The following is a 20,964-nucleotide window of genomic DNA, read 5'->3' on the forward strand; positions in this document are numbered from 1 at the left end:
AAGGGGGATTGTCGTGTATAGAATTCAGCATGTTGACTTAGCGTACAAGACAGCCTCAGGTACGGTTAATGTCCTGCAAAACATTAACCTTCAAATATCTTCTGGTGAATGTGTAGCTATTGTTGGTGTTTCTGGTAGTGGGAAATCCTCTTTATTAAAAATTGTAGCTGGTTTGGAAAAACCGAGTAATGGAACCGTTTATTTTGATGGAAAAAAATTAAAAGGACCACAGCAGGAGATAGCGATTATTTTTCAAAATTACGGCCTGTTCCCATGGAAAAGGGTGAAAGATAATATAGCTCTCCCTTTAAAGTTTGCCAAACGACCTAAGCAGGAACGGGAAAAAGAGACACAATTTATTTTATCACAATTGAATATTCAAAATCAGCAGTTCAGTTATCCTTTTCAACTATCCGGGGGACAGCAGCAAAGGGTTGCAATAGGGAGAGCTTTAATCCAAAAGCCAAAAGTTTTGTTAATGGACGAGCCATTTTCAGCGTTAGATATTTTAACGAAGGAGCAATTAATACTAACATTGCAGAGAATACGTCATGAAAGAAATTTAACGCTACTATTTGTGACACATAACATTGATGAAGCGTTGATGATGAGCGATCGCATCGTCGTCTTTCACGCGAATGGAAAAACAATTGCAGGCACCATTGAGAATGATTATCAGATAGAGGGGCGACGTAATCCTGCTTTCATGTATCGTCAACAACAACGAATTAAACAATTACTAAAGGGAGAGCCGTGTGAAGAAGACATATAGTATAGTCATCGCTACCATTATCATTATTTTATTATGGCATCTATCGAGCATCTCATTGAATAAAGCTTTTTTACCTACACCTTTTGAAGCGGGACAATCATTTTTAACAGTAGTAACTAGTGGTGAATTAACACAGCATTTTTTCATAAGTAGTTATCGAGTAGGTATCGGTATAATCTGTGCTCTCTTTTTCGCGATTCCTACAGGTTTACTTATGGGGTGGAATAAAAAGATAGATCTTTTATTAAGTCCTTTATTATATGTGCTTTATCCTATCCCAAAGGTTGTTTTTTTACCAATTATTCTCGTGCTTTTTGGATTAGGGGATGTCCCAAAAATCATGTTAATTGCCTTTGTTCTTTATTTTCAATTGGTAGTAGTAATTCGTGATGCCGCAAAAGGAATTCCTTATGCTCAGAAACAAGTTATTCAATCATTGAACGCTACAAAACTACAAACACTGAGCCATTTGACACTACCCTATTGCTTACCGAGCGTAATGACTTCCTTACGAGCTTCATTAGGAACAGCATTAGCAATCCTATTTATAGCAGAAACCTTTGCATCATTTAGTGGCTTAGGTTATTACATTTTAAATCGAATGGATAGTAGAGATTACTTAGCTATGTATGCAGGTGTAATAGGGCTAGCTTTATTAGGTGGAGGGCTATATGCCCTTATTAATATCGCAGAAAATACTATTTGTAGATGGTATAAATTGATGGCAGATAGCAGCAGTAATTAATAAGGAGATTAACTATGGATATACAAGAAAGTATGATACGTTCAACGATTCAAGGCTTTTCTACTTCTTATTTGCTATATACAGCTTGTGAATTAGGAATATTTGATGCCATATTCGATGAACGAAAGCATGTAACGTTATTGGCACAGGAATTAGCGCTTGACGAAGAAATGCTCTTTCGTTTTATGCGACCATTAGTAGCTTTGAAATATATGGAGGAAGAAAATAATTATTTTAAATTACTTCCTTTAGGGGAGAAATTATCAGGACAAGCAAGTGATTCATTAAAGGATTTTTTATTATTCACAGGCAGACAGGCAATGCCTTATTGGTCGAAGCTTTATGAAGCGATGAAAACGAGGAAAATCCCTTATCAATTAGTAGAACAACAGTCTTATTTTCAAGCGCAAGTACAGCAAAATGAAAAATTTGAAGTGTTTAATAAGATGATGAGTAAAACAAGTGAACGGCTTCAATTAGAAGCATATTTTGCAGAAAAAAAAGATTGGTACTGCATCAAAAAAATTATCGATGTTGGTGGAGGATCTGGAGAGATAATTGCGAAATTTTTGGAATTTTACCGCAATGCTCAAGGGATTGTAATAGATCTGCAACATGTACAACAAAAGGCAGAAGGAAAATTGGAACTTTACGGCATCAACAGTCGATGTACATTTCAGGCAGGAGACTTTTTTCAAGAGGTACCTAAATTGGGTGATCTCTATATTTTATCGCGAATCCTCCATGATTGGGAGGATGAAGCAGCAATCACAATTTTACGTAATATCGCTAAAAATATGGGCGGAAATTCTACACTAACTATCATTGAAAAATTATTACCAGAGGTTATTGAAGGAAATGCCTCGCATTTATATATGACGGATTTAAATATTTGGACGATGTGTGGAGGTAAGGAAAGAACACAATCCCAATTTGAGGTGCTATTTCATCAAAGTGGATTAACGATCAAAGCACTTTATTCATTAAAAGAAGATGACTATCTAATAGAAGTTGTGAAAAAGGACTTCGAATATCAGGAGGGAATATTATAACATGAAAAAATTATTAGAGGAGTATAGCGAGCTGGGAGTGAACCTTTGGGTAGAAGATGGAAAATTACATTTTAAGGCTCCAACTGGTGTACTTACAAATGAACGTAAAGAGCGATTAAAAGAATATAAAGAGCAACTCCTTGATTATTTACAGAAGGAACAACACTCAATTATTCATGATACTGAAAAACGCTATGATTCCTTTCCGCTTACTGATATTCAATCTGCCTATTTAGTAGGAAGAAGCAACAATTATCGTTATGGAGGAATAGGTTGTAAAGTATATGCAGAACTAGTTGGCACTATTTTTGATCCTACACGGCTTGAAAAGGCATGGCACCAAGTCATCAAGCGACATGATATGCTCCGTGCGATAGTGCATCAGGAAGGTTATCAGCAAGTATTAAAAAACGTTGAGCTTCCAACTATACAAGTTATTGATTTATCAGATGAAGTACCTGAAGTAGCCAATCAACGATTATTACATGTAAGAAATGAGCTATCTGTTAAGCAATATGCTCCTGATAAATGGCCGTTGTATGACCTAGTCCTTACACAGCAAAAAAATCAAAGTGTTATTCATCTATCTATTGATATGTTAATTGCTGACTTTGTCAGTATCAATGTATTAATAGCAGAATTAGAACACTATTACTATACAGAAAATACTCCATTACCAGCTTTAGATATTCAATTTAGAGATGTCATGATACAACAATATGAACAACATGATTGCTCGACTGCCAATGAAAAAGCTAAAAATTATTGGACTAGTCGTTTAGAGACTTTCCCAGAGGCGCCAGAGTTACCCGTTCTAAGCGACAAAATTGATAGCAATACAACTCGTTTTGAACAATTTAATTTCCTGTTACCTAATCATAAATGGCAATTTTTAAGTCAGAAGGCAAAAGATCATCGGCTAACTCCTTCCAGTATTATTTTAACAGCTTTTGCTGAAATTATTGGCTTATGGTCAAAACAATCTCACTATTGTATGAATATAACGATGCTTAATCGACCTAATATTCATGCTCAAATTCATGATGTAATTGGAGATTTTACGACCATCAATCTGTTAGAAATACATGCAAAAAGAGATAGAGCTTTTTATGAGCATGCGGCTGAAATACAACAACAGCTATGGACAGACTTAGAGTATCGAGATTTTTCAGGAATTGAAGTATTGCGTGAATTAAAGCGACATCGTAATCGTGATGTTATGATACCGGTAGTTTATACAAGTACATTAGGTGCAGACGCGAATAGTCACATGTCTGAAAATGAGCCTAAGTTGAAATTAGCCTATAAAATTAGTCAAACACCTCAAGTGTGGATTGATTGTCAAGTATCTGAACAACCGGATGGAATTTTAATAAATTGGGATGTACGTGAAGGTATTTTTCCAAATGGGTTAATCGATTCAGCCTTTCAATTTTTTGTAGATCACTTAACAAAACTTGCAACTAACGAAACAGCATGGACAGAACGTCAATTATTAGGTTTACCTGAAGCAATGCAAAAGGTTAGAAATGAAGTAAATAAAACAACGATTGATTTACCTAGAGGGTTACTCTATGACAAAGTGCTAGATGCTATTGCACAATATCCTAAAAATATAGCTATTTACGCAGATGGTAAATATATTACATATGAGGAGCTCGGTCGTTATGTTTATGTCATTCAACAGGCATTGATTAATAAAGGTGTACGGCAGGGAGATTTTGTAGCAATAGATTTACAGAAGGGTATTTGGCAAATCGCTGCTGTAATAGGAACATTAACAGCAGGTGGCGTATATTTACCTTTAGATATTGAGCAACCGATTGCTCGTAAAAAAAATATTATAAGTGAGTCACAAACTACTTTTATTTTAGGTCATGCTATTCATAGTGATTTATACGAACAAGAACCTCTTTCCTTTATTGGGGTCGAGCTATTAAATACTGCTTTAGAAGCACAGTTAATCCCTGTACGTGTAGATGTAGAACAGCCAGCTTATATTATTCATACGTCTGGCAGTACAGGAAAAGCGAAAGGCGTTATTGTTAGTCATAGGGCAGCACTGAATACAATAATGGATATGAATCATCGTTTCCAAGTAACAGAGCATGATCGAGTTTTAGCAATTGCCAATTTAGCTTTTGATTTATCGGTATACGATATTTTTGGATTATTAAGTGTTGGTGGTAGAGTTATATTACCAGAGCATAAACGTCTTAAAGATCCAAAACATTGGTTGGAGCTTTTAACATCTCATCAAGCCACTATTTGGAATTCAGTACCAGCCCAATTGCAACTTCTTCATGCATACATGCAGGATACGACAACAACTCTTCATAAAAAATTACGTTTAGTATTTTTATCTGGAGATTGGATACCTGTTACATTACCAAAAAAAATGGCACATTATTTTGAACAAGCTAAATTTATCAGCCTTGGTGGAGCAACAGAAGCAGCAATCTGGTCTATTTATTATCCAATAGATATAAATACTACCTATAAGAACAGTATTCCTTATGGTAAGCCATTAGCAAATCAATATTTTTATGTGTTGAATAAGGAGCTAGAGTCATGCCCTGATTGGACAATTGGTGATTTATATATTGGGGGAGAGGGGCTTGCTACCGGTTACCTACAGAATGAAAAAAATACTACAGCGAAATTTATTGTCCATCCTTACACTGGAGAGCGTTTATATGCAACTGGAGATATAGGAAGATTGCTACCAGATGGTGTGATTGAGTTTTTAGGGAGAGAGGATACTCAAGTAAAAATTAATGGGCATCGTATTGAGTTAAGTGAAATTGAAAGTTCTATGCAACGTATGCAGCAGATAGAGCATGCAGCGGTTATTGCAAGTAAAGATTTGGCAAGTAAAGAATTTAACCTTTCAGCATTCGTGCAAGCAAGGAAAAATGCAAATCAAATAAAAACATTGGTTTCTTCAGAAAGATTAACAACTATAGTTAAAAACGCTGGAGATCAAGCGACCCATAATGTAGATCGAGAGTTATTTGCACAATGGTCTACAATTTCAAATTGGACAGCCGTACTAGATATTATGAAAACATTCCAAGACTTAGATATTTTTATAGATGATCGAGAATTTTCTATAAGTGAAATTCAGCAAATAGTCAAAGTACATCCATACTACCATCAGCTACTAAGAAGATGGCTGAATGTTTTATGTAAAGAAAATCTTATAAAGCAAAATCCAGCAACGTCAAACTATTATCTAGTCAATAAAGATTTACCACACAATGCTTCAGAAATCTCTTGGTTAAAATGGAGAGAGATTGAAGAAAAAATGCAGTATGGAAAAAAACTTGTGGATTACTTTGAAGATTCAAGTAAACATCTTTTAGGTTTACTTCGCGGGGATATTGATTCATTAGATTTATTTTTTCCTAAAGGAAGCTTTGATATTGCTTTAGCGGCATATAAAGACAACCTAATTAGTCGTTCATTAAATCAAGTTACAATTCAAGCCGTCCATACAATTGTAGATGAATTTAGAAAGGCTTATCCAGAGAAAACGTTCCGAATTTTAGAGGTAGGAGCTGGCGTAGGCGGTGTAAGTTTAGAGTTAATACCAACATTAGATCATAAAAATGTAGAATATGTTTTTACAGACTTATCACAATTCTTTTTAAATGAAGCGCGAAAATCGTTTGAACCATATAAGTGGGTTACATATGGTTTGTATGATATCAATCAATCCTATTGGTCTCAAGGAATTCAAGCATCTTCCTTTGATTTGATTTTATGTAATAATGTTTTACATAACGCTAAGAAAGCTCCACAAGTGTTACAAACCTTTAAGGAAATGACAGTTGAAGGTGGTGCATTAATAGTAGCAGATACGACTGGGGAAAACTATTCACTTCTTACATCAATGGAATTTCATGCTGGTCTAAATGATTTTGAAGACTTTAGAAAAAACAATGATCAAGTATTTTTCGATCGTGAACAGTGGCATGAGTTATTTGCAGCAACAGAGGTGGAGATAGCCGCTGTATATCCTACAAAAAATGATCCATTATCGGCTGCAAATCAGGCAGTATTTGTCGGTCAATTTATAGGTGAACGTAAGAGAGTTTATGCGAGTGAGGTTCAGCAACATTTAGAAAGACAACTACCAAAATATATGATACCAGCGCATATTGAAGTGCTTCGTGAACTACCGTTATCTGAAAACGGCAAAGTGGATCGAGGTGCATTACAAAGTCGACTAGAAGCATCCAATCCATTTATTGCACAATCCGGTGAATCTCCGCAAGGTAACTTAGAGAAAAGAATTGCAGAAATTTGGGCGAAAGCACTAAATAGAGAAAGTATTTGGCGCAATGAAAACTTCTATCAAGCAGGTGGCGATTCATTACTAGTTGCACAAGTTGTGGCAGCAATGAGAGATACACTTTCAGAAGTGGAGCATTGGGAGTGGGATCAATTAATGGTAGAGATTTTACAAACACCGACGATTGCAGAAATTGCAGAAAAGATAAGTCACTCGCTTGAAGATCATCAAACAATGCAGGATGAAACTGCCTCAGATACGAAAACATCTTTCGTTATATTAGCTGAAGGAGAGGTTGGCGAAAAAATTAAAGTACTTTTCCACGATGGAACGGGAACACTTACACCTTACAATCAATTGCTCCCTTATTTAATAGATGAACCTAACCGCAAAGACACGATAGCAGGATTTATTTTTGGTGATGAAGCAGATTATTTAGCCTATACACCTGAAACACTTATTCAAAATTTAGGACAAAAATATGCACAACAATTATTAAAACTAAACGCTTCAAGCTATGAATTAATAGGGTACTGTATGGGTGGGCTTATTGCTGTTGAAACGGCAAAGGTGTTACTTACAGAAGGTGTTCAAGTTGAACCAGTCATTACAATTGATACTACGCCTTGTGATGCAAAGCTTCAAAATGATCTATTAATGGAAAGAACATTTGGTTTATTAATAGGCGCTGATCTTGTAAAAAGTGGTCACGATATCGAGGATGAATTACTTAAAAAAGCACTACATGATTTAATCAAAAAAGAAGCAAATACCATTACAATTGAAGATTTATGTAATCTAACCGGAGAGTTTACACCAATTGCACAATGTTATCAAAAGCTTGCTGGCAAGTCTCCTAAACAGAGATTAGTAGATTTATATACTACCGTTCCAGCTTTGCAAGGTGATATTTCAGCTTTTCAAAAGCAACGAATGGTAACGCTATATCAAATTTTCTGTCAAAGCTTTAAAGGTGTAGTATCGTATGGAACCGAGCCTTTCATGGGAGACGTAGTTGCATTTAGTTGTATTGATAAAACATCGTCCTTTTTACCAGTAATGGGTACAAGAAACGAAGAATTTTGGAGAGATATTACATTTGGTCATTTAAATATCATTCCTATAAATGGTAATCATATTACGTGTTTGCAGGAGCCTAATGTGAAAGAGACTGCTCAATTGCTGCTTAAAGGAGTAAGCCATGAACCATCAATTTAAAATAGGAATTATTGGCTACAATGGGGCTGTTGGACAAGCGGCTGTACGATATTTAAAAGATAAATATCCGCTACGCTGTGGGAGTAGAAGTGAGCATAAAGAACATTCTCAATTAGACAAATTTATGGAATATATGCAGGTAGATATATATGACCAAATAGCGCTAGAGACATTTTGTGCAGGTTGTACAATCGTGTTAAATTGTGCAGGCCCCTCGTATAGCATTATTGATAGAGTGGCGCAAGCTGCCATAAAAGCTGGAGCCCATTATGTTGATGCATTTGGGGCAGATTTATTGGAGAAGAAATTTATACGGCAGGAGCTAACTAATATAATGATTCTCTCAGCAGGAAGTTATCCCGGTTTATCGGGGATTCTTCCTCGCATATTAGCTCAAGAAGGATTCGATCAAATAGATAAAATAAGCGGTTATGTAGGAGGAGAAGAAGTATATAGTAAAGGCGCAGCAGCTGATATAATGCTTAGCTCCATCTATGGTTTTGGTACAGCGAATGCCTTTTATAAGGATGAAAAAATAGTACGTGATATAGCACAGACAGAAAAAATAAATGTGACAATTAATGGTGAGGAAAATACAGTCTATGCTCAAAGTTATCTAACAAATGAAACAATTCTTCTTGCAAAAAAGCTACATATAACTGAAGCACATTGGCATAATATTTATCCAAATAAAGCTGTTTTTTCATTATTGCAACAGGCGTGTATACAATTAGCAATGAAAAATACGCCTGAACATTTACATCAAATTGTAGATGATCTGATGGAAAAACTTATCCTTTACCCTGTTCGACAAACATGGTACACACTCGTCATAGAGATGATTGGGAAATATAAGGGACAATCGATACGACGACAAGCTCAATTACTTTGTCAAAATAGCTTTACAATTAGTGGCATTATTTGTGCGCTATCAGTAGAAGCCATCATAGAAGGGATCATTCAGGAAAATAGGGTTTATTGGGCTTACGACATATTGAATCCAAGTAATGTCATGCGAGAATTACATGAACAGCGTGTAATAGAGGAATTCATCATTACTTCACAGACAGAAAATCATGCAGGCTTGGTGGTAGGGATTTTATGAGGCCATTAAGAGTAGTCGTTTGTGGTACGAAATTCGGTGCGTATTATTTGCAAGCAATCTTAAATTTACCATCTCATTATAAGCTTGTAGGTATTTTATCTAGGGGTAGTAAACAGTCGCAAGAAATCGCCAATACATTGAATGTTCCACTTTACACAACTGTAGAAGCTATAACAAATGAGCAGGTGGATGTTGCATGCGTTGTTGTTAAATCAACGATCGTAGGTGGAGAAGGGACAAGCATAGCACAAGCATTTTTAGAGAAAGGCATACATGTTATACAGGAGCATCCTGTTCATGAAGCTGACTATGTAAAGTTAATTAAAAGTGCGAAAGTAGGTAATTGTAAATATCACTTAAATAGTTTTTATCCAAATGTCGATGCTGTACATGCCTTTATACAAACCGCGAAAACATTAAGAGAAGTTAGTGATATTATTTATTTAGAGGCGGCTTGTAGTATCCAAGTACTTTTTCCAATGCTAGATATTATAGGGCAAGCCCTTGGTAGTTTACAAACCTGTATACTTACACCAGTTAATATTCCTACAGAGCATGATCCTTTTTATATGCTATCTGGACAATTACGGGATACCCCTGTGACGTTACGTGTTTTCAATCAAATGGACTTAGCTAATCCAGAAAGTAGCATTTATTTATTGCACAGAGTGACATTGGGAACGAATAGAGGAACATTATATTTACCGGACCCTCATGGTTCAGTACATTGGATGCCGTGTATGAGTTCGTCATTAAACGAATCGGCTATATTAAATAATAGAATAGACAATAATTTTTTAAGCTATCCAGTGGAGGAGATTGTTTTTACAGCACAAAACAATAGCTTTGAAGATTTATATAAAAAGGTATGGCCTAAAAGCGTTGAACGCTCGCTTCTAACATTTTATGAAGATATTTGGAGTCGTTCTTACTTTAATCAAACAACACAATATTATTTAACAGCTTGTAAATTGTGGAATGATATTGGTAAAAAAATAGGGCCATCTCAAAAAGTTTGCATACGGGAACGCGAACCATTAAGAATGAAGGATTTGAAGGAGGATGAAGAATGGGTATGATGGATGTTAAAAAATGGTTCCCTTTTGTGGACGACTTAGATTATGAACATTGTAATAAGCTTTTCTGCTTCCATCATGCAGGAGGTAGTGCCGCCTCCTTTAGAAATTGGAAAACATGGGAGCAGAACTTAGCTGTATTTCCGATAGAGCTACCTGGTAAATCAACAAGAATAAAAGAACAATATATTACAGATTATCTTCATGTGATGCCACAAATTGCAGAAGCAATTAACAGAGTAACAAACCAAACGCGAATATATTTTTATGGTCATAGCATGGGAGCTATTCTTGCTTTTAAAACAGCCTGTTTACTAGAAGAAAAATATAAGAAAAAAGTGAATTTATTAATAGTAGCAGGTCGCCATGCACCTCAAGATCATTTCCCTGATGACTATCAAACATATATGGATGATAGTGAATTAGTTAAAGAATTAATACGAGTAGGAGGTACACCGAAAGAGTTATTGGAGAATAAAGGAGTTTTACAACATATTTTACCAATGGTGAAAAATGATTATCGTTTGAATGAGTCTTTTGATTATCGTAATGAATTATTTCATGGTCCGATTGTTGCTCATTGCGGAACTAATGATCCAGACGCACCAGCAAGTAGTATGAAAAATTGGGGAAATGTCACGACAAATTCTTTTAATTTGAAAGAGTTTTCAGGAAGTCACTTTTTCCCATATGAAAATAAACAGGATTATTATAAGAGTTTGGAGCAGAACTGTATACAGAGTTCTTCTAAGATTTGTATTAAGTAAAAAAATTTTAAAATGAGGGTATCTTAAAATTAGAGATACCCCCGTTTTGTATTCATATAAAGTATTTATTGAACCTGTAAAAGCAGTAATATAACCTTACCAATTTGCCCAGGGTTTGTCTACATTTACCCATTTAACTACCTCAATATTTTTCTTAGCAAGCACACGTTTTTTGTGATCCACAGATCTCTTCATGGCTAACAAACTTGATGCACAAAAATAAACAGGGTTATATTTTTTCAATTGAAACGGGCCACTTACAAAATTTAATTGGAGCAAGTCCAGAGTTACTAGTGAAAAAGGAAGGGAATATTGTTACAATCAATCCATTAGCGGGTTCACGTAAACAAACCTTTAATGAGGTGAAAGATGCTGATTTAGTAAAAGAATTGCTTAACTCAGAAAAAGATTTGCATGAACATAAAATAGTAGTGGACTATATGTGCGAGAAATTACATCCTTATTTAAGTGATATCGAGTTCAATAAAAGGCCAATGATTCTTTATACAGATACAATGATTCATTTATCTACAGTCATCACAGGAAAACTTAAAAATGATACTATGAATGCATTGGATTTAGCTGAGTTGCTGCACCCTACACCAGCAATATATGGAGAGCCACAAAAACAAACATTAGCCTTTATACAGGAAACAGAGCCATTTAAACGGGGATTATATACAGGTTTGGTAGGCTATATGGACAGTAATGGTGATGGGGAATGGGTTATCGCCATTCGTTGTGCAGAGATAAATAATGAAGATGTTACTTTATTTGCAGGAGCCGGAATTGTTAACAGTTCATTGCAGGATAGTGAATTCAATGAAATCTCTGCGAAATTCACAACAATGTTAGATGCAATGGGGCTAAAAGAGAATTAAAATGATGCAAAGAAAGTATTCTAAAAAAGCACAACAAGATTTTTTTACAGTAAGAGCTTATGAAAAAGAATAGATAAAATTTGTAAGAATCCAAGCATAGAAATTATAAAAGACCTGGGCTAATGAGCATTCTTTAATCACATAAATAGTAAAAGGTGCTGCTCTATAGTCAGCAAAGCTATAGCGACAGCACCTAGTCATTTATTAGTGGAAATATTTATCGACACGTTGAAGTACTTCGTCAGCAGAAAGACCATCAGCGTCAATAACAGGTCCTGCCATGATTGGATCACTAATTCCCATAATATCTCTGTCTTGCCCTGTGATTACGCAGGCATCACATTTTTTTGCATCTTCTTCAGTACGAAGTTGGATAACTTCATAACCCTTTGCTTTTAAAGCGTCTTCAACGTTTGTTAATGATTGTTCCACACCAATTATTTTAGACATTACTCTTCCACCTCCTATATGTAATGTGTCAAATAGGCTTGCTAATTATTCACTTAATTCATTTTTTTGTTATACATAATTAATTTAATGGCGGGAAATTAGTGAAATTCATTTTCTACTGTCGCGTTTATCTGGATGATTATGCTACTTAAAACTTGACCACCAAAGCCTGTTGTATTGTCAGAGAGTAAATTAGCACCAACAATACAAGGTACATATTGTTGGCGAAATCTTTTAAATAATGAATGTGTTGATAAAATTTCACCTGAAATTATTGCTAATAAAAAATATTCTGTTTTCTGCTTCACCACAAAGTGAAATTAAAATCAATTTGAAGCCACCTATTTGGGTTAGAAGTAGAAATGGTTGAGTCGCGATAAGAAAAAAGTGTTTTCTCTGTATAGAAAGAGAAGGGGACTTATAATATAGTATTTCTGGAAGATGGGACTAAGGAGGTTCTTCTTATTTTTTGCTATAGAGGTAAATGAACAGTATTTTAAATAATAAAAGACACATTGAAGAATAATTTCCAATGTGTCGTTGAATAATTAATTACTTAACTACACGATTGATTGCATAAATTGGATAATCTGATCCTCTTGAATGGAATCAACTGCTATTTTATTTCGACTAATCTTTTGACATTTTGTACATTGATGGATAAGTTGAAAGCCTTTTTTCCCTGTATAATCGACTCCTATTGGTCTCATCAAACCTTTACAAGTACTTGCTCTATCTCCAGGAGCATGATCCATATGTTTTGAAAATAAACAGTTTGGACAATGATTTCTGAAACTTCCGTTGGTTAATGGCTCAACCATCGTATTGCAATTTTCACATTGAAATGCTGTATTCTCATTTTTTCTACTCAATTACACTTCCTCCAATATATTATTTCAACATTGGAGAAAGTGTTCCGTTTTGTTTTTCTACTATAGTAGTATCAGGCTTTTATAGGGAATTAACCAATTCACCGTCTAGTTCTTGAAAACGATTACTTCTAGTTCCTGCTTCACAAAGACTTATTTCATCCTTTGATCCGGACCACGATTGATTTTGTATATTTGTGCCAACCACTGTAAGACGGACCGCTCCATCTTCCACTAGTAGTTGTTCTCCTATAGTCACTGACTTTGGCATTCGTCCCCTAACGAGTAATTGTTTTAAATAGATAAAATGTCAATTTACCCCCCTTATTAAATAAGCATTAACCATTTAAAGGTTACCAAATTTATCGAATTATTTAAATAGTTTATTTTTGCGACAAAATTTACAAGGTAAAAGAGAAGGGGAGTTATATCAAAGGATGGGCAAAAGGAAGTTCTTATTTTTTTTCTATAAAGATTGCATACTTTGGAAAAAACCGATTCATCACCAAAAGTTGTGGATGACTTTTGTTAAAACGTCTACTATGTAAACAGTCGGAACGGAAATCAACCACACGTTTTGGTGATGATCCAAAAAACTTGAAATACTATTGTGGAATTAACAAAAAAGGAATCCCAACAATCATCCTAAATGATTGTTGAGACACCTCAATTCTTTTTCTTATTGTGGAGTATATTCTTGGCCGTTAATTGTTACTTTAGAAGCAGTAATTAGTATTTCTTTATTTGCTATGAAATATGGTTCTAAAATATTATTAAATGCTTCCCATTTCTCTTCAATTTTTGCTTTGTCTTCTTTTATATCTAACTTTAAGATTTCTTCATAAAGCTGTTTTAATTGCTTGCTATCCGCTTCACTAATTTTGAATTCATAATCAGCCATGTATTCTTCAAATGTTGGAGGCGTTCTGAATTGATCAATGATGTAATAGAAATCTTCCCATAGTTTTTCAGACAAATCAGCATTGTCATCTTTTTCTGCTTTTTGAGCCTTATCGTAAATATCTTTTAATTTTGCTAAAGTTTCAGCAGGGATATCTAACTCAAATCTTTCGATAAACACTTCAAATGTTGGAGTTGGATAAAGTTTTTCAAAATACGGTTGAAGAATTGTATAAAACTCATCCATTTTTTCGACTGCCTTTTCCTCTTGACCATCTTTTTCAAGTTTTACCCATTCTTCGTAAATACTTTTAAGTTTTTTATTATCATTTTCTTCAAAAACTATATTTTTTTCACTAAATTCGAAATCTGCCATATATTCTTCAAATGTTTGAGGTTGCCACTTAGCTAAAATATATGGTTTTGTGATTTTATCCATTTCTTTATATATTTTATCAATTTCTTCAAATTTCTTGTCGATTTCTTCTTCTGTCATGTCATTTGACAATTCTTTTTGCAGCTTTTTCTTTTCATTAAATAATTTTTCTAATTTTGTTAGCTCTTCATTCGTTACCTCTTTAGGCAATTCTTTTTTAAATGCTTCGAATGTGTAGAAATCTGAATAATCCTCTGCTACGCTACCTTCAACAGTGATTTCCTGGCCTTCTACAAAGTTCATTTTTTCAAGTTGTTCATTCGAAAATTTATAAAAGCTGATATAGTAGTTTTTACCATCTCTACCTTTGAGATCGATCCCATCCCCGTAGATGCCTTTAATCGTCCCTGTAATTTGTTGTTCGATTTGAACAGTAACACCATTTGTTGGTTCTACTGCAGTAGCTCCTGCCTGAAGTGGCGTTAGTACAGCCATTCCTATAGTTAGTGCTGAAGCAATCATCCAAGTTTTTTTAATTGGTTTTTTCATAATCAATTCTCCCTTTTATTTACTCTGGAACTAACGTTTCCAATATTTAGACGTATTTCCAAATAAAAAGGTTCATTATTTTTAAAAAAATTTAAAACATCGTACATAAATTAAGGTACATATTGGAAAAACCTTATAAATAATGAATGGCATTGATAAAAATTCTACCACCAGAAATTATTGCTAATAAAAGAATTGTTCCGTTTTCTGTTTCACCATAAATTTAAATAAATTTTGAGAAGTCACCTAATGATGCGATAGAAGTAGGGAAATGGTTGGGTCGCGATGAGACCGAGCTAATAAAGGTAGATGATAGGTTTTCGCTGTACTGAAACAGAAGGGGACTTAACGATATAATATTTCTGGAAGATGATACAAAAGTATTTCTGCTATAGAGGTAAAATAGATGAATTAAGTCTAAAAAGGGGAATCCGACCAATCATCTTCTTTGATTGGTGAGACACCCCATCCTTTACCTATTGTGGATGATAGTCTTGACCGTTAACTGTTAGTTTAGAAGGTGAAATTAAAATTTCTTTATTTGCTTGGAAATATGGTTCTAAAATATCGTGAAATGCTGCCCATTTCTCTTCAATTTTTACTTTGTCTTCTTTTAGATTTAGCTTTAAGATTTCTTCATAGAGCTGTTTTAATTGCTTGCTATCCGCTTCGCTAACTTTGAAATCATAGTCAGCCATGTATTCTTCAAATGTTTGAGGCTTTATGAATTGATCAATGATGTAATAGAATTCTTCCCATAATTTAACAGAATCATCAGCATTGTCATCTTTTTCTGCTTTTTGAGCATTATCATAAATATTTTTTAGTTTTGCTAAATCTTCAGCAGGGATATCTAACTCAAATCTTTCGATAAACACTTCAAATGTTGGAGTTGGATAAAGTTTATCAAAATACGGTTGAAGGATTTTGTGAAACTCTTTCATTTTTTCGTTAGCCTTTTCCTCTTGATTATCTTTTTCAAGCTTTATCCATTCTTCATAAATAGCTTTAAGCTGTTTATTATCATTTTCTTCTATTACTATATTTTTTTCACTAAAGCCGATATTTTCTAGATATTTTTCAAATGGTTCAGGATGCCAAGTAGCTAAATAATATGGCTTAATAATTTTACCCATATCTACATAAATATTATGAATTTCTTGATATTTCTTTTCTGCATCTTCAACATTATTTTTATATGCTTTGTCAGCTTCTTTTTCTAGCTTCTTCGCTTCGTTAAACATTTTTTCTAATTTTGTTAAATCTTCATTTGTTACCTCTTTAGGCAATTCTTTTTTATAAACTTCGAATGTATAGAAGTCTGAAAAACCCTCTACTACGCTGCCTTCAACTGTGATTTCCTGTCCTTCTACTAGCTTCATTTTTTCTAGTTGTTCTTCAGAAAATCTATAGAAGTTTATATAGTAATTTTTACCATCCCTACCTTTTAGAAAAAGCCCGTCATCACTGATTCCTTGAATCGTTCCTGTAACTTGTTGCTCGATTTGAACAGTAACACCATTTGTTGGTTCCACTGCAGTAGCTCCTGCTTGAAGTGGCGTCAGAACAGCCATTCCTATTGTTAGTGCTGATGCAATCATCCAAGTTTTTTTAATTGGTCTTTTCATAATCATTTCTCCCTTTTATTTACTCTGGAACTCGAAGTTTCCAATATTTAGACGAATTACCAAATGAAAAGGTTCTTCTTTTTTGTTAAAAAGTTGGTTCATTACCAAAAGTTGTGGCTGACTTTTGTTAAAACGTCTACTATGTAAATAGTTGACCTTCGTTCCGACTGGCCGACTCCTTGGGTATCAGCAATAGAGGAACGAAGGCTAAAAGCATCACATCCTGTGATAACGCCTTCGTGACCAACATCGTGTTGGCCCGAGACCCTGCAGCGCAGCGGATGTTTTCTGTGCGAAAGCGAAGCGGCAGCAACAAATGTTTTTTCTGTGCGAAAGCGAAGCGGCAGCAACAAATGTTTTTTCTGTGCGAAAGCGAAGCGGCAGCAACAAAGCACCCAGTCGGAACAGAAATCAACCACACGTTTTGGTGATGATTCAAAAAGTTCAAATATTGTAGGTAAAGTGCTTAAATAGTTGTATAACAATAAAGTTTGAGACTTCGCTAAATTCGGAATGATGAAAATCAGGTGTATGGGTGGTATGAATATGGGAATTGCTGAAGTATTAACAATTGTCTTTATAGTATTAAAGCTCACGGATGTTATCGCATGGTCTTGGTGGTTAGTGCTTTTGCCAGCGATCATATCCTTTAGCATTTATGCATTAATTTTGGTGATGAAGTTAGTAATGGTCATGATAGCGGTAGTGGCAGTGAAAAAACGAAAAGAGTTGTAGAATGGAGTTTTAAATAAAACGGACGCATATGAATGATTCAAGCCGTATTTTTGATTTAGATGGAACATTGTTAGAGCGTGATAGTTTAGTTTTTTCATTTTCTTCATCAAGAAGAAAAAACAAGATAAGATCAGTAAGAGAAGGGGATTTTCAATTGAAATATTTTACTAAAAATTGGTATCGCGAAATGCAAGTCTATGGCTTTTTAACTTTTCCTGACTCTAAAGAAGATTGGGAAGATAGTTTAAATTGGAAAAACGAAGATGGGACAAGCTATATTGAAATGTTACAAGCAGAGTTGGAATGGCGAAAAAATGATTTATTAACGTTTCTTCCGGCGCCATTTCATCCATATATTTTAAAGGGTTCTCTAAAAACAGAATATCCATCTCAAAAATTAAGAAAAATGGCTGAAGAGTGGAATGAAAATTATCAAAGTCGTAGTCGAGATATATGTAAACAGTATTTACAACAATTTGAAGAAATAAAACAGCAGCTACCATCTCAAGTTCTTGAAATACATACAAAATCATTACATGATGGAGAAGTATTATCTTTCTCCTCCACTGAAACTTCAATTACACTTATTATAGCTGGAACAAGTGTAGGTTGGTACGACACAATTGTAAAACTAACTTTTAGTGATATAGAGAAATGTTCGATTCCAGAACAATTAGAAGGTTCTTGGTGGCTATATGATGAAATTTATAAAACTAAAACAGGGTTTGAATTACACGTATTATTTGACTGTCCACTTTGTGAATTAATGATACAGGCTAGGGAATTAAAGATTGAGACACTATAGACTGTGATATACATAAGCAACGGAAGCATTTGTTACCAATAGATACATGCTATGGGGTTGGTGATTGAAGTGGAGGCTGAGTGACTCCTTGGGATTAGCGTCACAGATGATACCCTGGAGAAATCTGTGCGAAAGCGAAGCGACGCAACCAAAGTGGCTTATAGGACGCTCCAGGGAAGTACTCAGTCGATATGGAGATAAACGGCTCATTGTGCAGAAAGATCATATTTTATTTAAATCTCGTAGACAAATGAAAAACAGCTGATTTCATAGATTTCAGCTGTTTTTTGTAAGAGAAGAATGTTTATTAAATTCAATCCAATATCCTATTTATTCGTTTGATACGTTTTAACTGCAGGGGGAGCATAAGCTGCACATTTATCTAATAGTCCCTCAACGTCTTCATCTACAAGTAGGGCATTTCGATATTGGGCTTGTAAAAATTGTTCGTTTTGCATATGGTCAAATAACCCAATGAGTAAATCATAATAATGATTGATATTTAAAAGTCCACAAGGCTTTTGCAGAAGGCCGATTTGATTCCAAGTGAATACTTCAAAAAATTCTTCTAACGTACCAGGGCCTCCGGGTAAAGCGATAAAGCCATCAGCAAGTTCCATCATTTTGCTTTTGCGTTCATGCATAGAATTGACGACAATTAGCTCTGTTAAATGCTTATGAGAAATTTCTCTTTCCTCTAACAATGTCGGAATAACCCCGATCACCTTGCCGCCTTCACGAAGTACCGTGTCTGCAACTGTTCCCATCACACCTACACTCGCACCGCCATAAATTAAGGTAATATTACGTTTTGCTAATACTTTTCCTAGAAGAATAGCTCCTTCTTTATATGCTTCTGATGCACCGATGCTTGATCCGCAAAATACTGCAATACTATCCATCATTGTTCCTCCATATCTGATAAGTATATTTCCGCAATAACGGGCAATGAACTTTAAGCGGGGGATGAAAAAGTCCCCTGATTCACGTTTCACTTTTATAGTATAATTTAAATTCGAGAGGAAAGAAATGGAGGAAATAGAAATGGAATTAAATGAGTTTCAAAAATGGCTAAAGGATTACTATGATACTCGTGGTTGGTCTGATTTAAGCATTTTTACGCGTATTGGTTTTCTAGCTGAAGAAACTGGAGAAGTGGCGAGAGCTATACGAGCGTTAGAGATTGGTAGAGATAGACCAGATGAAAAAATTCAATCATACGAAGAAAATAAGCAAGAATTAGTAGAGGAGCTTGGAGATGTTATAGGGAATATTATTGTTATAGCAAATAAATATGATATTTCACTGGAAGATATTTTTTCAGCGCATCAGGAAAAGCTAATGGAGCGTTATAAAGCATAGAATACATATAGAAGGGGGATTTATATGGATTATCAAATTGAGATTTTATTAGAAAATCACGATGACTTTACTACGTTTTTAAATACAAAATTAAAAGAGTATAACGATGAACATTCACCGTATCATAAAGAAAGTAGACAAAAGGGTTCTATTCGTTCGTTAAACCTTATCGTGACTGATCATCAACAGCAATGGATAGGCGGCATCACAGCTGAGGTTTATTGGGGTTGGGTTGAAATCAATAAATTTTGGTTTAGTAAAGAATACCGTGGAAAAGGTATTGGTGGACAGCTACTGGCCAAAGCTGAAGAAACAGCCAAGCAAATGGGTGCTACGAAGGCATTATTAACTACATATGACTTTCAAGCACGTACGTTTTATGAAGCGAGAGGTTATCAAGTTGTTGGGGAAATAAAAGATTATCCGCCCGGAAGTAGCTATTATACAATGGTTAAACATCTACTTTAAGTTTAGCAAGGCTGTTGTGACAGCCTTTTGTTATATCCTTTTAGTTCCCGTAATCGCATCAGAATAGACAACGAGTGGATATGCGGGGGAATCACCCATTAGACAAGGGTCGTAAACTAATGATAAAACGAAACAATAAATAACATTCTTTATTTAGGGGCTTTAAATATTAGCTTTAAGAAATAGCAAACATAAAAACAGAGTTAATTTTACACATCTTGTAGATTAACTCTGTTTTTATGTTTTAACAGCAACAATCTTTTCGAAAACAGCCTAAAATATATGGCTAAAAAATGTCTAAAAAAACGCACTAATGTCAAACTTATAATAAAGGGGAGAATTAGTATGTACTCGATATCAAACTTTAAATTACTCGTTGATAATCAGGCAGAAATTGATACCATTCATCAAAATTGTGATCATTTAATCCAGACAACTGTAACGCCTAAAATGGATGCGGAAGTCAATACTTTGTTAGATGCCATTAATAAAAAACTAACGGAACAAGGATTTACCATTACAGTAACATCTACGGGACTAATCGCAAAATATAGTGAAGCAGTTATTAATGTTGACAAGCATTCGAAAGATTTGGAGGAGTGCTTTTTCATCAATTTAAATAATTTTGCGGAGGATCAAGTTTCCATTGTTTTAGATGTTTCCGATATAATGATGCCGAAAATCTCCAATAATCTTGATGGCTATTCTGAAATGATTGAGCAAATGACAGATACATTAAAGTACGCAAAAAGTCTCGAAAAAGCTTGTACTTCACCAAAGTTTATTTATAAAACCCAAAATAATATTATTTTTCATTCTGCTGAAGAAGTCGTCAATTATTATTTTCAATAAAGAGGCAGCCACCCTTATAGAAAAATAGGGTGGCCGATAAATGAAGTGCTATTGTTT

Annotated in this window: 19 protein-coding genes; 13 read left to right on the forward strand and 6 right to left on the reverse strand. The window is 34.6% G+C overall.

Going from position 1 to position 20,964, the window contains the following annotated elements:
• Positions 1 to 13: 13 nt before the first annotated feature.
• The 8 genes from ACIQ7N_RS19575 to ACIQ7N_RS19610 all read left to right on the forward strand — a co-directional run bounded on the left by ACIQ7N_RS19575 (position 14) and on the right by ACIQ7N_RS19610 (position 11,913).
• On the forward strand, positions 14 to 772 hold the full coding sequence (locus tag ACIQ7N_RS19575) for an ABC transporter ATP-binding protein (RefSeq protein ID WP_402935279.1): 759 nt from the start codon (positions 14 to 16) through the stop codon (positions 770 to 772).
• A complete protein-coding gene (locus tag ACIQ7N_RS19580) occupies positions 756 to 1,517 on the forward strand; it encodes an ABC transporter permease (protein WP_402935282.1) in 762 nt (253 codons plus the stop codon). The genes ACIQ7N_RS19575 and ACIQ7N_RS19580 overlap by 17 nt, the downstream gene beginning before the upstream one ends.
• A 14-nt stretch (positions 1,518 to 1,531) precedes the next feature.
• The gene (locus tag ACIQ7N_RS19585) at positions 1,532 to 2,569 is read left to right on the forward strand and encodes a methyltransferase (RefSeq protein ID WP_402935285.1); all 1,038 of its coding nucleotides are present in this window, start codon (positions 1,532 to 1,534) and stop codon (positions 2,567 to 2,569) included.
• Between the two features lies 1 nt (position 2,570).
• The gene (locus tag ACIQ7N_RS19590) at positions 2,571 to 8,084 is read left to right on the forward strand and encodes an amino acid adenylation domain-containing protein (RefSeq protein WP_402935288.1); all 5,514 of its coding nucleotides are present in this window, start codon (positions 2,571 to 2,573) and stop codon (positions 8,082 to 8,084) included.
• Positions 8,068 to 9,189 (forward strand): saccharopine dehydrogenase NADP-binding domain-containing protein, encoded by a 1,122-nt coding sequence (locus ACIQ7N_RS19595; protein WP_402935291.1) that lies wholly within the window; start codon positions 8,068 to 8,070, stop codon positions 9,187 to 9,189. The genes ACIQ7N_RS19590 and ACIQ7N_RS19595 overlap by 17 nt, the downstream gene beginning before the upstream one ends.
• Positions 9,186 to 10,268 (forward strand): Gfo/Idh/MocA family oxidoreductase, encoded by a 1,083-nt coding sequence (locus tag ACIQ7N_RS19600; protein ID WP_402935294.1) that lies wholly within the window; start codon positions 9,186 to 9,188, stop codon positions 10,266 to 10,268. The genes ACIQ7N_RS19595 and ACIQ7N_RS19600 overlap by 4 nt, the downstream gene beginning before the upstream one ends.
• Positions 10,259 to 11,032: a thioesterase II family protein gene (locus tag ACIQ7N_RS19605; protein ID WP_402935297.1), complete on the forward strand. Its 774-nt coding sequence runs from the start codon at positions 10,259 to 10,261 to the stop codon at positions 11,030 to 11,032. The genes ACIQ7N_RS19600 and ACIQ7N_RS19605 overlap by 10 nt, the downstream gene beginning before the upstream one ends.
• 185 nt (positions 11,033 to 11,217) lie before the next feature.
• Positions 11,218 to 11,913 carry an isochorismate synthase gene (locus ACIQ7N_RS19610; RefSeq protein ID WP_402935338.1) on the forward strand — a complete coding sequence of 232 codons (696 nt, stop codon included), beginning with the start codon at positions 11,218 to 11,220 and terminating at the stop codon, positions 11,911 to 11,913.
• Positions 11,914 to 12,117: 204 nt separating this feature from the next.
• Here ACIQ7N_RS19610 and ACIQ7N_RS19615 read toward each other — a convergent pair whose 3' ends face one another.
• The 5 genes from ACIQ7N_RS19615 to ACIQ7N_RS19635 form a co-directional block, all read right to left on the reverse strand.
• On the reverse strand, positions 12,118 to 12,363 hold the full coding sequence (locus ACIQ7N_RS19615) for a YkuS family protein (RefSeq protein WP_132358618.1): 246 nt from the start codon (positions 12,361 to 12,363) through the stop codon (positions 12,118 to 12,120).
• Between the two features lie 560 nt (positions 12,364 to 12,923).
• Positions 12,924 to 13,235 carry an RNHCP domain-containing protein gene (locus ACIQ7N_RS19620; protein WP_402935300.1) on the reverse strand — a complete coding sequence of 104 codons (312 nt, stop codon included), beginning with the start codon at positions 13,233 to 13,235 and terminating at the stop codon, positions 12,924 to 12,926.
• Between the two features lie 79 nt (positions 13,236 to 13,314).
• On the reverse strand, positions 13,315 to 13,503 hold the full coding sequence (locus ACIQ7N_RS19625; RefSeq protein ID WP_402935303.1) for a hypothetical protein: 189 nt from the start codon (positions 13,501 to 13,503) through the stop codon (positions 13,315 to 13,317).
• Between the two features lie 408 nt (positions 13,504 to 13,911).
• Complete coding sequence (locus ACIQ7N_RS19630) at positions 13,912 to 15,057, reverse strand: hypothetical protein (RefSeq protein WP_402935306.1); 1,146 nt, start codon at positions 15,055 to 15,057, stop codon at positions 13,912 to 13,914.
• A 476-nt stretch (positions 15,058 to 15,533) separates the two neighbouring features.
• Positions 15,534 to 16,685 carry a hypothetical protein gene (locus ACIQ7N_RS19635; RefSeq protein WP_402935308.1) on the reverse strand — a complete coding sequence of 384 codons (1,152 nt, stop codon included), beginning with the start codon at positions 16,683 to 16,685 and terminating at the stop codon, positions 15,534 to 15,536.
• A 546-nt stretch (positions 16,686 to 17,231) separates the two neighbouring features.
• Here ACIQ7N_RS19635 and ACIQ7N_RS19640 point away from each other — a divergent pair.
• A complete protein-coding gene (locus ACIQ7N_RS19640) occupies positions 17,232 to 17,420 on the forward strand; it encodes a transmembrane Fragile-X-F protein (protein WP_248718844.1) in 189 nt (62 codons plus the stop codon).
• A 154-nt stretch (positions 17,421 to 17,574) separates the two neighbouring features.
• On the forward strand, positions 17,575 to 18,225 hold the full coding sequence (locus ACIQ7N_RS19645; RefSeq protein WP_402935311.1) for a DUF4085 family protein: 651 nt from the start codon (positions 17,575 to 17,577) through the stop codon (positions 18,223 to 18,225).
• A gap of 326 nt (positions 18,226 to 18,551) precedes the next feature.
• Here the strand turns inward: ACIQ7N_RS19645 and ACIQ7N_RS19650 are convergent, their stop codons facing one another.
• Positions 18,552 to 19,127, reverse strand: a complete 576-nt coding sequence (locus ACIQ7N_RS19650; RefSeq protein WP_402935314.1) for an LOG family protein — start codon at positions 19,125 to 19,127, stop codon at positions 18,552 to 18,554.
• A 142-nt stretch (positions 19,128 to 19,269) separates the two neighbouring features.
• Between ACIQ7N_RS19650 and ACIQ7N_RS19655 the strand changes: the two genes are divergently transcribed.
• The 3 genes from ACIQ7N_RS19655 (at position 19,270) to ACIQ7N_RS19665 (ending at position 20,907) form a co-directional block, all read left to right on the forward strand.
• The gene (locus tag ACIQ7N_RS19655; RefSeq protein WP_402935341.1) at positions 19,270 to 19,587 is read left to right on the forward strand and encodes a MazG nucleotide pyrophosphohydrolase domain-containing protein; all 318 of its coding nucleotides are present in this window, start codon (positions 19,270 to 19,272) and stop codon (positions 19,585 to 19,587) included.
• Between the two features lie 24 nt (positions 19,588 to 19,611).
• The gene (locus ACIQ7N_RS19660; protein ID WP_274067410.1) at positions 19,612 to 20,055 is read left to right on the forward strand and encodes a GNAT family N-acetyltransferase; all 444 of its coding nucleotides are present in this window, start codon (positions 19,612 to 19,614) and stop codon (positions 20,053 to 20,055) included.
• 345 nt (positions 20,056 to 20,400) lie between these two features.
• Positions 20,401 to 20,907 carry a hypothetical protein gene (locus ACIQ7N_RS19665; RefSeq protein WP_402935317.1) on the forward strand — a complete coding sequence of 169 codons (507 nt, stop codon included), beginning with the start codon at positions 20,401 to 20,403 and terminating at the stop codon, positions 20,905 to 20,907.
• The last annotated feature ends 57 nt before the right edge of the window (positions 20,908 to 20,964 follow it).

The sequence above is a fragment of the Lysinibacillus sp. NPDC095746 genome (assembly GCF_044763535.1).
Classification (GTDB): domain Bacteria; phylum Bacillota; class Bacilli; order Bacillales_A; family Planococcaceae; genus Lysinibacillus.

Excerpts from the sequence above, each read along its gene's own strand:
- ACIQ7N_RS19585 (WP_402935285.1), top strand. The coding sequence starts at position 1,532 with ATGGATATACAAGAAAGTATGATACGTTCAACGATTCAAGGCTTTTCT.
- ACIQ7N_RS19590 (WP_402935288.1), top strand. The coding sequence starts at position 2,571 with ATGAAAAAATTATTAGAGGAGTATAGCGAGCTGGGAGTGAACCTTTGG.
- ACIQ7N_RS19595 (WP_402935291.1), top strand. The coding sequence starts at position 8,068 with ATGAACCATCAATTTAAAATAGGAATTATTGGCTACAATGGGGCTGTT.
- ACIQ7N_RS19600 (WP_402935294.1), top strand. The coding sequence starts at position 9,186 with ATGAGGCCATTAAGAGTAGTCGTTTGTGGTACGAAATTCGGTGCGTAT.
- ACIQ7N_RS19605 (WP_402935297.1), top strand. The coding sequence starts at position 10,259 with ATGGGTATGATGGATGTTAAAAAATGGTTCCCTTTTGTGGACGACTTA.
- ACIQ7N_RS19615 (WP_132358618.1), bottom strand. The coding sequence starts at position 12,363 with ATGTCTAAAATAATTGGTGTGGAACAATCATTAACAAACGTTGAAGAC.
- ACIQ7N_RS19625 (WP_402935303.1), bottom strand. The coding sequence starts at position 13,503 with ATGCCAAAGTCAGTGACTATAGGAGAACAACTACTAGTGGAAGATGGA.
- ACIQ7N_RS19630 (WP_402935306.1), bottom strand. The coding sequence starts at position 15,057 with ATGAAAAAACCAATTAAAAAAACTTGGATGATTGCTTCAGCACTAACT.
- ACIQ7N_RS19635 (WP_402935308.1), bottom strand. The coding sequence starts at position 16,685 with ATGAAAAGACCAATTAAAAAAACTTGGATGATTGCATCAGCACTAACA.
- ACIQ7N_RS19640 (WP_248718844.1), top strand. The coding sequence starts at position 17,232 with ATGGGAATTGCTGAAGTATTAACAATTGTCTTTATAGTATTAAAGCTC.
- ACIQ7N_RS19650 (WP_402935314.1), bottom strand. The coding sequence starts at position 19,127 with ATGGATAGTATTGCAGTATTTTGCGGATCAAGCATCGGTGCATCAGAA.
- ACIQ7N_RS19655 (WP_402935341.1), top strand. The coding sequence starts at position 19,270 with ATGGAATTAAATGAGTTTCAAAAATGGCTAAAGGATTACTATGATACT.
- ACIQ7N_RS19660 (WP_274067410.1), top strand. The coding sequence starts at position 19,612 with ATGGATTATCAAATTGAGATTTTATTAGAAAATCACGATGACTTTACT.
- ACIQ7N_RS19665 (WP_402935317.1), top strand. The coding sequence starts at position 20,401 with ATGTACTCGATATCAAACTTTAAATTACTCGTTGATAATCAGGCAGAA.